Source organism: Arthrobacter sp. TJ-58 (assembly GCF_058269295.1).
On sequence record NZ_JBZCNM010000001.1, the window covers coordinates 735637 to 750586 of the forward strand.

Annotated in this window: 15 protein-coding genes; 6 read left to right on the forward strand and 9 right to left on the reverse strand. The window is 65.7% G+C overall.

Annotated elements, in window-relative coordinates; genetic code table 11:
- Window positions 1–110: 110 nt before the first annotated feature.
- From AC4D2W_RS03410 to AC4D2W_RS03420, 3 genes are read right to left on the reverse strand one after another with little or no spacing between them, the layout of a single operon-like run.
- Complete coding sequence (locus AC4D2W_RS03410; protein ID WP_490925495.1) at window positions 111–911, reverse strand: TrmH family RNA methyltransferase; 801 nt, start codon at window positions 909–911, stop codon at window positions 111–113.
- Window positions 912–1754, reverse strand: coding sequence for a sulfite exporter TauE/SafE family protein (locus AC4D2W_RS03415; protein ID WP_490925496.1), 843 nt, complete (start codon window positions 1752–1754; stop codon window positions 912–914).
- A 27-nt stretch (window positions 1755–1781) separates the two neighbouring features.
- A complete protein-coding gene (locus AC4D2W_RS03420) occupies window positions 1782–2567 on the reverse strand; it encodes an ABC transporter ATP-binding protein (protein WP_490925497.1) in 786 nt (261 codons plus the stop codon).
- Window positions 2568–2641: 74 nt separating this feature from the next.
- On the opposite strand from AC4D2W_RS03420, the gene serB reads away from it, so the two are divergent.
- The gene (serB, locus tag AC4D2W_RS03425; RefSeq protein ID WP_490925498.1) at window positions 2642–3607 is read left to right on the forward strand and encodes a phosphoserine phosphatase SerB; all 966 of its coding nucleotides are present in this window, start codon (window positions 2642–2644) and stop codon (window positions 3605–3607) included.
- A 16-nt stretch (window positions 3608–3623) separates the two neighbouring features.
- Here serB and AC4D2W_RS03430 read toward each other — a convergent pair whose 3' ends face one another.
- On the reverse strand, window positions 3624–4391 hold the full coding sequence (locus AC4D2W_RS03430) for an SDR family oxidoreductase (RefSeq protein WP_490925499.1): 768 nt from the start codon (window positions 4389–4391) through the stop codon (window positions 3624–3626).
- Window positions 4392–4556: 165 nt separating this feature from the next.
- Window positions 4557–5285 (reverse strand): beta-ketoacyl-ACP reductase, encoded by a 729-nt coding sequence (locus AC4D2W_RS03435; RefSeq protein ID WP_490925500.1) that lies wholly within the window; start codon window positions 5283–5285, stop codon window positions 4557–4559.
- A gap of 112 nt (window positions 5286–5397) precedes the next feature.
- On the opposite strand from AC4D2W_RS03435, the gene AC4D2W_RS03440 reads away from it, so the two are divergent.
- From AC4D2W_RS03440 to AC4D2W_RS03450, 3 genes are read left to right on the forward strand one after another with little or no spacing between them, the layout of a single operon-like run.
- Entirely contained in the window at window positions 5398–5814 is a 417-nt protein-coding gene (locus tag AC4D2W_RS03440; RefSeq protein WP_490925501.1) for a DUF3099 domain-containing protein, read from the forward strand.
- Window positions 5811–6113, forward strand: a complete 303-nt coding sequence (locus AC4D2W_RS03445; protein WP_490925502.1) for a hypothetical protein — start codon at window positions 5811–5813, stop codon at window positions 6111–6113. Before AC4D2W_RS03440 ends, AC4D2W_RS03445 begins: the two co-directional genes overlap by 4 nt.
- A complete protein-coding gene (locus AC4D2W_RS03450; protein ID WP_490925503.1) occupies window positions 6114–6995 on the forward strand; it encodes an SURF1 family cytochrome oxidase biogenesis protein in 882 nt (293 codons plus the stop codon).
- A 69-nt stretch (window positions 6996–7064) separates the two neighbouring features.
- Here AC4D2W_RS03450 and AC4D2W_RS03455 read toward each other — a convergent pair whose 3' ends face one another.
- The 4 genes from AC4D2W_RS03455 to AC4D2W_RS03470 all read right to left on the reverse strand — a co-directional run bounded on the left by AC4D2W_RS03455 (window position 7065) and on the right by AC4D2W_RS03470 (window position 13323).
- Entirely contained in the window at window positions 7065–8687 is a 1623-nt protein-coding gene (locus AC4D2W_RS03455) for a hypothetical protein (protein ID WP_490925504.1), read from the reverse strand.
- Between the two features lie 245 nt (window positions 8688–8932).
- Window positions 8933–9682 carry a YqjF family protein gene (locus AC4D2W_RS03460; protein ID WP_490925505.1) on the reverse strand — a complete coding sequence of 250 codons (750 nt, stop codon included), beginning with the start codon at window positions 9680–9682 and terminating at the stop codon, window positions 8933–8935.
- Window positions 9683–9736: 54 nt separating this feature from the next.
- Window positions 9737–10906, reverse strand: coding sequence for an ATP-binding protein (locus AC4D2W_RS03465; protein ID WP_490925506.1), 1170 nt, complete (start codon window positions 10904–10906; stop codon window positions 9737–9739).
- Between the two features lie 818 nt (window positions 10907–11724).
- Entirely contained in the window at window positions 11725–13323 is a 1599-nt protein-coding gene (locus AC4D2W_RS03470; RefSeq protein ID WP_490925507.1) for an ABC-F family ATP-binding cassette domain-containing protein, read from the reverse strand.
- 230 nt (window positions 13324–13553) lie between these two features.
- Here AC4D2W_RS03470 and AC4D2W_RS03475 point away from each other — a divergent pair, with 230 nt between their 5' ends.
- Both AC4D2W_RS03475 and AC4D2W_RS03480 read left to right on the forward strand, forming a co-directional pair.
- Window positions 13554–14174: a biotin transporter BioY gene (locus tag AC4D2W_RS03475; protein WP_490925508.1), complete on the forward strand. Its 621-nt coding sequence runs from the start codon at window positions 13554–13556 to the stop codon at window positions 14172–14174.
- Window positions 14174–14950 carry an energy-coupling factor ABC transporter ATP-binding protein gene (locus AC4D2W_RS03480; protein WP_490925509.1) on the forward strand — a complete coding sequence of 259 codons (777 nt, stop codon included), beginning with the start codon at window positions 14174–14176 and terminating at the stop codon, window positions 14948–14950. Before AC4D2W_RS03475 ends, AC4D2W_RS03480 begins: the two co-directional genes overlap by 1 nt.

Genomic DNA, 14950 nt, shown 5'->3' on the forward strand with positions numbered 1-14950 from the left:
GGGGCTTTCGCCCGCTGGTGCGGCGTTTTTTGACGAAAAATTTTATACGACAAACTGCCCGGAACATGCAAGTCCGGATCCGGCTGCCGGGCTGCCGGGCCGGAGCCGGACTACCGCGTCACGTAGAAGACCAGGGCCGCCGTTGCGGCGACGTTGAGGGAGTCCACTCCCCCGGCCATCGGAATCCGCACCACATGGTCCGACGCCGCCAGCGTCGCGGGCTGCAGGCCGTGCCCCTCGGTGCCCAGGATGAACGCCGTCTTTTCATGCTTCGCTGAGGTGAACTCGTCCAAGGTGACGGCGTCCTCGGAGAGCGCGAGCGAGGCCACCGTGAACCCCTGCTTCCGCAGTTCCCCGATCCCTTCCGGCCAGTCCGCCAACCGCACCCACGGGACCTGGAAAACGGTGCCCATGCTGACCCGGATCGCCCGGCGGTACAGCGGATCGGCGCAGCGCGGGCTGACCAGGACTGCGTCCACGCCCAGGGCGGCGGCGGAGCGGAAGATCGCTCCGATGTTGGTGTGGTCAACGATGTCCTCCAGAACCGCGATCCGCCGGGCCGAGGCCAGCAGCGGCGCCAACTCCAGCGGAGCGGGCCGTTCCATCGCTGCCAGCGCCCCGCGGTGCAGGTGGAAGCCGGTGATCTCCTCGAGGATCTCCGCGGTTCCCACATACGCGGGGGTTTCGGGATAGCGGTCCAGCAGGTCCTGCAGGTCGGGGATCCACTTTTCGGCCAGGAAGAAGGACCGCGGCCGGTGCCCGGCATCCAGGGCGCGGCGCAGCACCTTCGAAGACTCGGCAATGTACATGCCCTCTTCGGGCTCGCGGCGGCGGCGCAGGGCGGTGTCGGTCAGGTTGGTGTAGTCGGCGACGCGCGGGTCGGCGGCGGTGCGAAGGTACTGGAGGGTCACTTAGAACACCATATTCCACAGGGCCACCAGTCCCAGCAGCACAATCACTGTGCGCAGGACCACCGGGGAGAGCCGTCGGCCGACGGCGGCGCCCAGGAATCCACCGATCAGGGAACCGGCCGCAATAAGCCCGACCACCGGCCAGATGATCCGGTCGAAGGCGAAAACGAGGTAGGAAACGGCGGCAACAATGTTCACTCCCAGCACCAGGATGTTTTTCATTGCGTTGGCGTTGTGGATGGTGCCCCGCAGGAACACTCCCAGGATGCCCACCAGCAGGATTCCCTGTGCTGCCACAAAGTACCCGCCGTAAACGCCGGCGAGATAAATCAGGATGACCAGAATCACAACCTGGCGCCGGGGCAGCTTGGCGGGGACAAGGTCGACGGCGGTGGCCTGCGCTCCCGGGACGCGCGCCGATGCGTCAGCCGTCGAGGCCCGAGCCGCTGCGGCATCGGCGCAGCGCCGGACCCAGGACTGCAGTTTCGGCTGGAAAATGACGAACAGCAGCGCCACCACAATCAGGTAGGGCGCCACGGTGCCGAAGACGCTCTCCGGCAGGTGCAGCAACAGCGCAGCACCTGTGACGCCGCCCAGGACGGAGGCGGGTAAAAGCAATAAGAGAGTGGACTTCAGCCCCGCGAGTTCCCGGCGGTAGCCCCACGACCCGGCAATATTGCCGGCGATGAGTCCCATCGCGTTGGAAATGGTGGCTGCCACCGGTGCGAAGCCCAGGGCAACCAGCACCGGAAACGTGACCAGTGTTCCGGACCCGACCACTGCGTTGATCGTCCCCGCCCACAGGCCGGCGAAAAAGACAATGGCGTCCTGAACAAGGTCCACTTGATCGAGAAGGTGCGGGCCGTGCGGTTAGCGGCGGGCGGTGGCGGACCAGCGGCCGCCGTCGTGCTGCACCTTCAGCGGCAGGTCAAAAGCCGTGCTGAGGTTCTCCTCGGTGAAGACGTCTTCTACGGGTCCGGAGGCCACCACGCCGCCCTCGCGCAGCAGCAGGGCGTGGGTGAAGCCCGGGGGAACCTCTTCGAGATGGTGGGTGACCAGAACCATGGCAGGCGCTTCCTCGTCGCGGGCCAGCTCGGACAGGCGGGCCACCAGGTCCTCGCGGCCTGCAAGGTCCAGGCCTGCAGCCGGCTCGTCCAGGAGCAGCAGCTCCGGGTCCGTCATCAGGGCGCGGGCAATCTGCACGCGCTTGCGTTCGCCCTCGCTCAGGGAGGAGAACGTGCGGTTCATGAAAGTGGACATGCCCCAGTCGTGCAGGAGGCGGAAAGCGCGGCGCTCGTCAAGCTTCTCGTACTTTTCCCGCCACCGGCCCGTCATGCCGTAGGAGGCGGTGAGCACCACGTTCAGGACGGTTTCATGTTCCGGGATCTGATTGGCCAGGGCTGCGGAGGCCAGGCCGATCCTCGGGCGAAGCTCAAAGACATCAACCGTTCCGAGGACTTCCTCAAGGATTCCGGCTACGCCGCGGGTGGGGTGCATGCGGCCGCCTGCGATCTGCAGCAGAGTGGTTTTTCCGGCGCCGTTGGGGCCCATGATGACCCAGCGCTCCCCCTCCTTGACCTGCCAGTCAACTGCATCCAACAGGGTCTTGCCGCCGCGAACGACACTTACGGCAGCAAATTCAAGAACATCACTCATAGCACTAGACATTAGGCTAAAGAAAGGGCCGATGGCTAAACGCGGCCCGCTCCGCCTCCAGAAACGGATACGCAATGCCCGATTCCAAACGCCCCGACGATCTCGCCCGGCTCAAGGACATTGCGTCCTCGCTGTCCTCCGGCAGGCCGGACTGCGCAGTGGTCAGCTACGGGCGGGAACTCCCGGACGCCTATCTCGCGGCTGTCCAGCAGGCAGTGAGTGCGGCGGGCGGGCGGATTACGGAACTTGAGAACGCCGAGGGAGACGGTTACACCGTCACCAAGCTGATGGTGGAGTACGACGGCGGCCTCCGGACGCTGCGCCTGGCCGTCGCTGCGGCCGCGGCCGCCCCGGGCGACGCAGCGGAGGGAGCCGCCACCGCCGTCGTTCCCTCGACGCTCCTGGAACCGGCGCGGAAGCTGCTGGTCATGGATGTGGACTCCACCCTGATTAAGCAGGAAGTCATAGAGCTGCTGGCTGCCCACGCCGGACGGGAAGCAGAGGTGGCAGCAGTCACGGAAGCAGCCATGCGCGGCGAACTGGACTTCACGCAGAGCCTGCACCAGCGGGTCAAGGCACTGGCGGGGCTGCCGGAATCGGTCATCGCGGAAGTAGGCAGCCGCATCGAGCTCTCGGACGGCGCCGAATCCCTGGTGAAGGTCTTCCTGTCCGCCGGCCACGCGGTGGCCGTGGTCTCGGGCGGATTCAGCCAGGTCCTTGATCCCCTGGCTGCCCGGCTGCAGCTGACCCATGCAAAGGCGAACCTGCTGGGCATCAGGGACGGCGTGCTGACCGGCACCGTGGACGGCCCCGTGGTGGACCGCGCCGTCAAGGCCCGGTCCCTGCGCGAGTGGGCCGCCGGACTGGGCATCGCGGAGCAGCACACCATTGCCGTGGGTGACGGCGCCAATGATCTGGACATGCTGGCGGCGGCCGCACTGGGCGTGGCGTTCAACGCCAAACCGGCAGTGCAGGCCGCCGCGGATGCCGTGCTGAACCTGCCCCGGCTGGACGTGGTGCAGCACTTTGTGAAGCTGTAGGCGCTGGTTCCGGGCCCTAGTTCTGGGCGGACGCGTGGCCGGCAGCGCCCAGGTAGTCCGCTCCGCCCACGTATTCAGTGTGGCCGGAGGGGACATCCGCCGTTGCCATCCGGGCCACCTCGGCGCCGAATTCCTGCACCGAGTAGAGCTTCCCGGCTTCAACGCGGCGTGCCTCGATGGCGCCGGGGTTGGCACGGTCCAGGAGCGTGGCAGTAACGGTGCCCTCGATCATGTCACCGGAGACCACCACCAGTGTGATGCCCTTTTCCTCGAGCTGCGGAAGCAGATCCCGGAGCGCGTCTTCGCCGGCACGCTTGCTGCGGGCCACCGGCTCGTATTCGGGCATGGTGGGAACGCTGGCAATGAAGTGGGCCTGGTGGCTGGTGACAAAAACCACACGGGATCCCGCCGGCATCACCTCAAGGGCCGCAGTAAGCATGTTGACCTGCGCATCGCGGTTCAGCTTCAGCGCGTAGTCCTCCTCCACGCCGGTCTCCATGCCGCCGGAGGCGTTGAGGACCAGTACGTCCAGGCCGCCGAAGTTCTCCACTGCGGCGGAAACCAGAGCTGCGGGGCCAACCGGTGAGGTCAGGTCCGCACCCACGGCGACAGCCCGACCGCCGTCGTTCTCAATACCAGTGACCACCTTGTTGGCGCGCGGCGCCTTCTGCCGGTAGTTGACCACCACGCCGGCTCCTTCGGCGGCCAGGTACTTGGCCACTTCAGCGCCGATGCCGCGCGATGATCCGGTAACAATGGCGGCTTTGCCGTCCAACAGGCCCATGGGTGCTCCTTTGTGAGAGTTCTTGTGGAAAAGGTCCAAATTTCTATCCAACTTCCCCCATCCTGCCAGCCCCGGACGTTTCGTGAAGTGGTGGAATCCTCCAAGGATTCCCCCGGGGGCCTTGGCGCAGGGGAATGCCCGGGCCTCGCGGCGGGACGGCTGCGGCTAGTGGCCCATGCCCAGTCCGCCGTCAACAGGAATGACCGCGCCGGAGATGTAGGCAGCCTCGGGTCCGGCGATCCAGCGCACCACGGCGGCAACTTCTTCGGGCTCGGCGAAGCGGTTGGCCGGGATGGAGGAGAGATAGTTCTTCTGGGTGTCTTCGGGCAGTTCCTTGGTCATGTCCGTGTTGATGAATCCCGGTGCCACCACATTTGCGGTGATGTTCCGGGATCCCAGCTCACGGGTCAGCGACCGGGCAATTCCAATGAGCCCGGACTTGGACGCTGCGTAGTTGATCTGGCCGGGAGAACCGTACAGGCCCACCACGGAAGAGATCAGGACAACCCGTCCGCGGCGCAGCTTGATCATTCCCTTGGAGGCCCGCTTGATGACGCGGAAGGCTCCGGTGAGGTTGGTGTCCACGACGTCAGTGAAGTCGTCCTCGCTCATCCGCAGCAGCAGCGTGTCGCGGGTGATCCCGGCGTTGGCCACCAGCACCTCCACCGGCCCGTGCTCAGCTTCGACCTCGGTAAACGCGGCATCCACGGAAGCCATATCGGTGACGTCGGCCTTCACGCCGAGCATGCCCTCAGGCACCTCCCCGCTGCGGTAGGTGATGGCAACCTTGTCGCCGTTTTCAACGAACGCCTGGGCAATTGCCAGGCCGATTCCACGGTTTCCGCCGGTAACCAGGACGCTGCGGCCGGTGGACGGCTGGAGGTTGTTCTGCACAAATTTTCCTTCGCTGAGAGTGGGGGTGAACGGATTCGATCCTAGCCGGGCCGGATCCGACTTCACCATCACAGGTTCCGGTGCGACAATGGAGACTCTGTTTGGGAGAGTGATGAACAAGGAATCCAGCCGCGGTGTCCCGATCCCCCGGATCACCGACGCCCGCACGGCGCACACCGATGAGATGCGCGCACGCATGATTAAGTATTCGGTGTCCATGGGCATCCGCATTGTCTGCCTCGGCCTGCTGTTCGTTGTGCACGGATGGCTGCTCTGGGTGGTGATTGCCGGCGCCGTCGTCCTTCCGTACTTCGCCGTGATCATTGCCAACGCCGGTTCCGATACCCGGAACATGACGGCGTCGGAATCCCTGATCGACTCCCTTCCGGCCGCCGCCATTGAGGCACCCCGGGCGCCGGAGCCGGGCGAGACCCGCGAATCCCCGGAAACTGCACTGCTGCACGGTGAGATCATTAATGACGATCCCGCTGACGACGGCCACGACGATAAGGCACCACCTCACGCATGAATCTTCTTGACCAACTGGCCCGGACCACCGGTGCTCCCCGGCCCGGCGCGGAACCGGCTGGCCCGCAGTCCGGCGAACCGGCCGTATGCTCCCGCAAGGGCTGCCGCCTGACCGCTTCCTGGCAGCTGCTGTGGAACAATCCGCGCATCCACACCCCGGAGCGCCGCAAAATTTGGCTTGCGTGCGATGAGCACCGCGCCTGGCTGCAGGATTACTTGGAAACACGGGACCTCTGGAAGCAGACGCTCCCCCTCTCAGGTTCTCCAGCCGCTGCGGATACCGAAAGCGGGACTGCCTAGATGTACCGGTTCCTCCTTTCCGGCCGCTGGCTGGGCTGGTTTGCCCTTGTCTGCCTGCTCTCCGTTGTTTGCTGTTCCCTGGGTATGTGGCAGATGGACCGCAGGAATGCGGTCCGTGACGATATTGGCAACGTTGTCCTCAATTACGACGCCGCTCCGGTCGCCTTCGAGGACGCGGCCGGCCTCTTCGAGGACTACAACCCCGGGAAGGAATGGCTGCCGGTTTCGATGACCGGCGTCTACGACACCGAGAACCAGCGCATTGTCCGCAACCGCCCCCTCAACGGACGTGCCGGGTACGAAGTTGTGGTGCCGCTGAAACTCTCCGACGGAACCGCCGTGGTGATCAACCGGGGCTGGCTGCCGATCGGCAATGACGAAGCCGGCAAGCCCGACGCCGTTCCCGCCGCCCCGTCCGGCGAGGTCACCGTCGTCGCGCGCATCAAGCCTGCTGAACCCGAAGTGCGGCGCGGAGCTCCCGAGGGCCAGCTGGCGTCCATCGACCTGGCCCAGTACCAGGATGAGGTGGGGTACGAGCTTCAGCAGGCGGCCTACGGCCTCATGGCCAGCGAGGATCCCCGTCCCGCGGTGGTTCCGGAAGCGGCTCCCAAGCCGTCAGTGGACGAGGGTCCCCATCTGTCCTATGCCATGCAGTGGTTCGCGTTCGGCATCATGCTGTTTGTGGGTCTGGGCTACGCCGCCCGCCAGGAGGCGCTGAACCTCCGCTACGGCGATGAGGACGACTGGGAGGACGATGAGGACGATGAGGACGAAATAATCTCCGCCTATCCGGGCCCGAGCCGTCCCCGCCGCCCGCGCAAGCAGCGCGGCAGCACCCAGGAGGACGAAGAGGACGCTCTGCTGGACGCCCAGGGCTACTAGCTCCGGGGTACTAGCTCCGGGGTACTAGCTCCGGGCATCGGGGAGGCGGCGCACCGCCTCCCCCGGGGGTTACTGGTAAGAGATAAACCAGGGCTTGGGATCGATCTGTGTGAAGGTCTGCTCCGGAGTCAGCATGGGAGTGTCTTCGTCATAGAAGTTTTTCCACCCGGGCCAGATTTCCGGCTGCAGGCCGTTGCGCATCACGCTCCACGTTTCCTGCTTCTGCCCCGGCGTTCCGTGTCCGTCTGCGTGCAGGCTCACGGCCAGCTCACTGTGGCTGACATTGAGCTGGTCCCGGTTGCGGATCATGGACAGATTGAACTGGTGCAGCATGAAGACCTTCTGCGGCAGGACGTTGTCCCGCGTCAGGCCGGCGAGCCACTCTGAGACCTCGTTGACCTCCGCGGCGTCCACCGAACCGATTTGTTCCAGATGGTGCTGCCCCGGTGCGAGACGCCACTCCGAGTCCAGGGCCAGCCCCACATGCGGGTACTTCAGCAGCTGCTCGTAGCGGACCGCCTGATCCAGGAACGTGCTCAGCCCCGGCTGCAGGTCAAGCACCACATAGACGCCGGCATCCTGCGCAGCCTCAATCCAGGGGAGCAGATCTTCCGGTGCTGTTTCCTCGGAATAGTCGCCGTCGGCACCGGGGCCTGCACTGGCGACTGTGGTGATGATCTCCAGGGCAGGAACCACCGGTTCCGTGCTGTAGGGCTGGTACTGCGCCGCCGTTTCCTTGGCGAGCTGGATGGACTCGGCCATACCCTGTTCGCCGAGGACGCCGAGGCTTCCCCCGCTGGGATGGCCGTACAGTGCCACCATGCGCCGGCCCGGGAAAACCGTCTGTCCGCCGCCGGGCAGCTCCGGAGCGTTCAGGGCAACCCCTGCCTGTGCCTCGAAGAACTCATCCCCGCCAAAAGCATTTCCGGCGGCATAGATTCCGCCTGCGCGGTGACTGCGCAGAATCCGGATCACGTCGGAGTCAGCCCGGGGATCCGCGGTTTCCACCATCTTCACCTCGGCGCCGGCGGCGCGTGCCGTAGCAACCACCGCGGCCGACGCCGGGTCCTCAGTCGCCAGGACGACGGCGTCGGTCCGATCCTCGTCCACCTGGAATTCAGGGAGCCGGTCCGCAGCGGACGGTGTGTCCGCCTGTGATGTTTCCGCGTCCGATGGTGCAGCGTCCGATGCTGCCTCGCCTGTTGCTGCCGCTTCCGTGCTCGCCGCGGCGGCTTCCGGAACCGGAACGGACAGCGTGGTACCGCGGTCCATGGCGGCGATCTGCGCAATCAGCGGGCCGGCTGCGGCGGGCGCCGTGTCCAGATTCAGCACGGACCGGAACCCGTCGGCGTCGGCGGGGCCTGGCACCTGCGTCCGCTCCCCCACTGATGCCGACCAATCCCCGGCGGGCGCACCGTAAAGCACCACGGACTGTGCCCCCAGCCGGTCCAGCTCGTCCAAGACGCGCTGTTCCGTGCCGGGGTCGAGCACGAGCAGCGGGATGCCCAGCCCGGCGGCTGCCGCTGCGGCTTGGCCGGAAGCGTCTGAGCGGCCGTCCGGCGCCGCCAGTACCACTGCTGCGGGACTGGACGCGAAGAACGCACTGCTGGCAGCCAGCGACGCTGCGCCGGCTCCCCCGTCAAAAACATCGATGACACCGCCGGCCTCCAACAAACTGACCGCAGGAACCACCGGAGCTTCCGCCTCCTGAGGAGTTGACGGTTCCGAACACCCGGTGAGGATCAGCCCCAGCGACAGGGCGCCTGCTGCCAGGCAGCGGGAAAACGAAGGGGAAAATACGGAAGAAATAACGGTGACGTCCTTTTGTAGTGGGCAACGCGTGGTGGGGGGATACGGGGAAGGGAGCAGCCGGGGCCGCCTCCGGGCAGTCATGGTCGCTCCAAGCGGTCCAGCCTACCGAGACAGTGGGCCGCCCATCAAAAGAGGACGCGGGGACGGCCAAAGATGGAACGTACCCCGGGTGAAAAGTGAACGGTTTCCGGCGGCCCGCTGACAAGCAATCCGGCCGATGCGAGCAGTCCGTCATCCAGCGAGGTGAGCCTGGCCGGATAAAGCGCCCACGGGCGGTGGGAAACCGGAACGAATACTGTCCGCCCCGCGACCTTGGCATGCGCACCAAAGCGTGCGGTGAGCTCCTGCGACAAATCGTCGCTGGCCTGCTGGCCAAAATCCGGTTCCACTGTGAAGGCTGACTGTGCCTGCCCGCGGAAGCGCTCGACGTCGTACCCGTACGTGCCAGCCCTGCTGTCTCCAATCTCGCCGGCCAGCGGACGGCAACGTGACCAGATATAGGGCACCCCCAGGCTGCGGGCAGCCAGCACCGCGGGCAGGCGGGATGCGTCCAGCGAGAGAAAAAGGACACCGCGTGAACCGTCCGCACCGCGGGTGTAGAGGCGGACGTTGACCTCGGTGAAGTCCCCCAGCCAAGGCACCCGCATACGCCCGCCGATTTTTGTCCCGTGGAGGCGGAATCCGATCAGGCCCACCCAGGTCGAACCCCCAAACACGTCGGGTTCAACATGCGGCGGAAGGAAACGCCGCACGGCGGATTCCGGGACGCGCCAGTGAAGGAAGACCGCATCCGACCAAAACATCGTCACCAGCACCGGAGGCGGGACCTTGGGACCGGCCGGCCAGGGGTCGGGGTGACGCCGGGAGGAAACCATGCCCACAAGGTACCGAAAGCACGTGCCTGAGTCACCCCGGCCCCGGCAACATGCCTAGGCAGTGATCCTGTGCACGTAGTCCGCCATCCCGGGCACGGTGAAGGACACCTGTCCCAGTTCCGGGGCATAGATGATGCCCTTGCGGATCAGGGAACCGCGGGTCATGGTCATGGACGTCATCTTCTTGCCGGCCCGGGCAGCCAGCGTGGCTGTGCTCGATCCCCCAGGGCCGTCGATGGCCATGAGCCGCAGAAACTCCCGCTCCGCCTTGGTGGCTCGGCGCCATCTCAGTGGAAAGAATCCCTGATCCAGCTGCGCCCGCCCAATTTCGACGGCGATCCGGGCGTCATCGGCCGTGATCCGCTTCTCCGGGGCAGACTCCCAGGCAGCAGAGCCGTACTCCTGCAGGAAGTACGGATAACCGCCGGCAGCGTTCAGCAGCAGGTCCAGCGCCTCAGGGTCGTAGGAGACGCCCTGCTCCAGGGCAGGGGCAACCAGGGCAGAGGCTGAATCCTCGCGGTCCAGTGCGCCCACGCTCCGGTAGGTGAACAGTCCTTCGGCATACCGCTGGGATGCGGTTAGGACAGCCGGGAGGTTCGGCAGTCCCGCCGCCACCAGATAGAAAGGCCAGTCCCGCTGCCCGGCCTGGTGCTGGGCGCCCAGCAGCGCAGCGAGCAGCCCCGCATCCAGATTCTGGAGTTCATCCACCACCAGGATCAGCGCCGAACCACGTTCGGCCAGCGCGACGGCGGTGTCCTCCACCGTCTCTTCAAGGTCCACGGCGAAGGCACCGGAGTCTCCGCGGCCATGCCGCTCCCCCACCCCCACATCAATCCCGCTGACCTGCAGACCTGCCGCAAACGAGGCGATGGTTCCCAGGGCCGCGGCAAGGGCCGGAGTGTTTCCGCGGGAGTTGGCCTTGCGGCCGGCCTGCAGCAACCCGCGGGCCAGCTTGGCCCGCACAGCCTTGGGTCCGCCGTCAGCATCCCTGCCCTCCAAGGAGACCACCAGGAAGCCGGCGTTCTCCGCGCGTCGCCGGAAGTCATTGAGCAGCACGGTCTTTCCTACTCCGTGCAACCCGTGCAGCACTATCCCCCGGTCCGTGCGTCCGGCGGCAGCCCGCGAAATCAAAAGGTCAAAATCATTTGTCAGGGCTGATCTGCCGGCCAGCGCGTAAGGGCTGCGTCCGGCACCTGGTGAGTAGGGATTCGTGGCACTGTGCATGCCACCCATCTTAGCTGTATATCCGGAATATTTTATATTTATATATTCAAACTTATACAAAATGTTTGGTTGGCCGCTCTTGCCGATAGGCTCGTCCGGCGTTTCCGGTCCGGGTCCGGCAGTGGACCGCGGAGGCCGGCGGACACCGCGGCTGGCCCCTGCGGCGATGATCGCCGCCGTCAGGGGCGAGCCCCGGAGGGCTTGGACTTCCGCAGCCATCGACAGGGCACCAAGCGGAGGCACAGCCGCCTTCTCTTGCCCTCACCCGTCCTCCCCCGTCCTCCCCCGCGGATCCCCACCGACTCACCGACGAATGGCGCTCCCCCGCCCTGGAGGTGGCCCGGCATGGCACCCCCCGTCTTGAGCGGGCACTCCCCCGCCTAAAGCTGTTTTGTTCAGAGCAAACGATGCGCATAGGTATATGGCTGCAGAGCCGGATACTGTTCCGGAGCGCATATCGGAAAAACTGGATGTAAGTGTATAAACATGGATACGTGAAAGGGGGACCGGGCTAATCCAGTGACGTCTCGTGGCACCGGAGTATGCGCAAACGGCCGGAGCGATCCAGCGCTTCCCCGGACGTATCCTTCGGATACTGCTCCCCCGCCGGAACTCGGTACGGTTAGTGTCCGGCCCCACCCGTGGCCACCACAGACTGGCTTCTACAGACTCCTGGCTTCCACCGATTCCAGCCGCCACAAGCTCCCGGAGCAGGCACAAAGCAAAGGCCCCCATGCGCCGTGCGCATGAGGGCCTTCTCCAGATCACATCATCTGTGCAGTATCCGCTTCCGCTGCAGTCGCGGAGACCGGGTGGCTCTAGGCCAGGGTGACCAGGTCCAGGTAACCCTCGTTCCAGTGGTCTTCGTCGCCGTCGGGCAGCAGGACGACGCGCTCCGGATTCAACGCCGCTACGGCACCTTCATCGTGGCTGACCATCACCACTGCGCCCTCGTAGCTGCTCAGGGCGCCCAGAATCTCCGCACGGGAGGCGGGGTCCAGGTTATTGGTGGGCTCGTCGAGGAGCAGCACATTGGCGGAGGACGCCACGATGGTGGCCAGGGCCAGGCGGGTCTTCTCACCGCCGGAGAGAACTCCGGCCTTCTTCTCGACGTCGTCACCGCTGAACATGAAGGAGCCCAGGACGCTGCGAACTTCGGCATCATCCATGTCAGGAGCGGAGGAACGCATGTTCTCCAAGACGGTGCGGTCCGTGTCCAGGGTTTCGTGCTCCTGGGCGTAGTAACCCACCTTCAGTCCGTGTCCGGGAATGATCTTGCCGGTGTCCGGGGTGTCCACGCCGGCCAGCATCCGCAGCAGGGTGGTCTTTCCAGCACCGTTCAGGCCCAGGATGACCACCTTGGAACCGCGGTCGATGGCAAGGTCCACGTCGGTGAAGATTTCCAGCGAGCCGTAGCTCTTGCTGAGACCCTCGGCCATCATGGGAGTCTTGCCGCAGGGGGCCGGGGTCGGGAAACGCAGGGCGGCAACGCGGTCGGTGGCGCGGACTGCGTCAAGGCCGCCAAGGAGGCGGTCCACGCGCTTGAGCATGCTCTGTGCCGCGGAGGCACCCGAGGCGCGGGCCTTCATCTTGTTGGCCTGGGCCAGCAGTACGCCGGCCTTCTTCTCGGTGTTGGCACGCTCGCGCTTGCGGGCCCGCTCATCGGTCTCGCGCTGGATCTTGTAGCGCTTCCAGTCCATGTTGTAGATGTCGATGGTGGCCCGGTTGGCATCCAGGGAGAAAACCTTGTTGACGGTGGCTTCGAGCAGCTCGGTATCGTGGCTGATCACGATCAGGCCGCCGGTGTGGTTCTTCAGGAATTCGCGCAGCCAGGCGATCGAGTCGGCGTCAAGGTGGTTGGTGGGCTCATCGAGGAGCATGGTTTCGGCATCCGAATACAGGATCCGGGCCAGCTCAACGCGGCGGCGCTGACCACCGGAAAGGGTGCTCAGGGGCTGGTTCAGCAGGCGGTCCGGCAGAGCCAGGTTCGCGGTGATGGTTGCGGCTTCGGATTCTGCTGCGTAACCGCCGGCGGACAGGAACTCTGCCTCCAGGCGGTCGTAGCGGTTCATGGCCTTCTGCGAGATCTTCGGGTCCTCGCTGGCCATCTCGTCCTGGCACTTCTTCAGCTGCGCAGAAACCTTGTCCAGGCCGCGTGCGGAGAGGATCCGGTCCCGTCCCAGCTGCTCCATGTCCGGTGTCCGGGGATCCTGCGGCAGGTAACCGATCTCACCGACGCGCTTCACGTGTCCGGCGGCAGGCAGGGCCTCCCCTGCCAGAACCTTGGTCAGGGTGGTTTTGCCCGCACCGTTGCGGCCTACCAGCCCAATTTTGTCGCCTTTGTCAACACGGAATGAAACCGCTTCCATGAGCAATCGTGCGCCGGCACGGAGCTCGAGATTAGATACGGAAATCACTCAGTGGACCTTTCGAGGGGGTTAGGGGATAGTGCTTGAACTGCAATGGCAGCCTTTCAAGTCTACCGTTGATCGAGGATTTGTAGAAAACCTCCAAAGGAATTAGGGGCCAGCGCCGCTAGTGTCAACAGGGATGGCCGCCGAATCCCGCGCCGTAATGAGGGCATCGCTTCCCGGCGTGTAGCGGCGGAACCTCATCTACTTGTGGAAGTCCTACGAAATGAGACCCGATGAACACTTCGCCCGCTTCCGCTGCGGCGCCTGCCGGCCGACGGAACCCCGTGCGCGGCCGCTGGACGGCTGCGGATCTTTCCCTGATTGCCGTGTTTGCGGCGCTGGTGGCTTCCTTCTCACTGCTCCCTGGAGTGCCGCTGGGATCAGGGGTCCCCATAACGCTCCAGACCCTGGCAGTCATGCTGGCCGGCATCATCCTGGGACCAACCCGCGGAGCAGCAGCCGTTGCGCTCTTCCTCGCGGCCGGACTGGCGGGGCTGCCTGTCTTCAGCGGCTTCACCGGTGGCCTCGGCGTGCTGGCCGCTCCGTCGGCCGGGTATCTTCTCGCCTTTGTTCCCGCAGCCTTTGCTGTAGGCCTGCTGTCCCGGCTGGCTCTTCGGCGCAGCCGCCGGGCACGCTTTGCCCTCCTGTTCGCCTCCGCCATGGCGGCAAGCTTCATCTTTGTGCACCCGATGGGCATCGCCGGGCTGATGCTCAATGCCAAGCTCGACTTCTCCGCAGCTCTGACGGCCGACATCGCCTTTTGGCCCGGAGACGTCCTGAAAAACCTGCTCGCATCAGCCGTGGGCGTGAGCGTCTTCACGGCTTTCCCCCGCCTCGCAGGCACAGGCCGGTAATGGTGCACATCCGCCTGCAGGACGTTTCCGTGCTGCGCTCCCCCGAGGCGGCGCCCCCGCCCGGCCACGGAGCCTCCTCCCGCGGCAGCACCCCGGAACCGATCCTGCACCCCGTGACTCTGACCTTGAAGGAGCCGCGGATCGCCGTGGTGGGAGCCAACGGATCCGGCAAATCAACGCTGCTGAAGCTGCTCAACGGTCTGTTGGCACCGGATACCGGGACGGTAACCGTTGACGGCCTGGATACCGTGCGCCACGGCAGCCGCGTCCGGCGCCGGGTGGGTTTCGTCTTCACCGACCCCCTCTCCCAGCTGGTCATGCCCACGGGGCGCGACGACGTCGAACTCTCGCTGCGCTCGACCATCCGCAGCCGGCCCGAACGCCGGGCAGCTGCCGAGGCCCGGTTGGACGCCCTGGGCCTGCTCCATCTTGCCGACCGCAGCATCTACGACCTGTCCGGCGGTGAGCGGCAGCTGATGGCCCTGGCCTCGGTGCTGGCCGTTGAACCCGATGTCCTCGTAGCCGATGAACCAAGCACCCTGCTGGACCTGCGCAACACGGCGGCGCTCCGGCGGACCTTCGCCGAATTGCCGCAGCAGATCATTTACACCACCCATGACCTGGACTTCGCCGCCGATGCCTCGCGCATCCTCGTGGTGGACGGCGGCCGCATCGTGTTCGACGGCGCCCCCGAGGCAGCGCTGAGCGCTTACCGCACACTGGCGCTGAGGTTCGACGGCGGTCCGGTGCACCGGTCCCACGGGAACCGCCCGTGA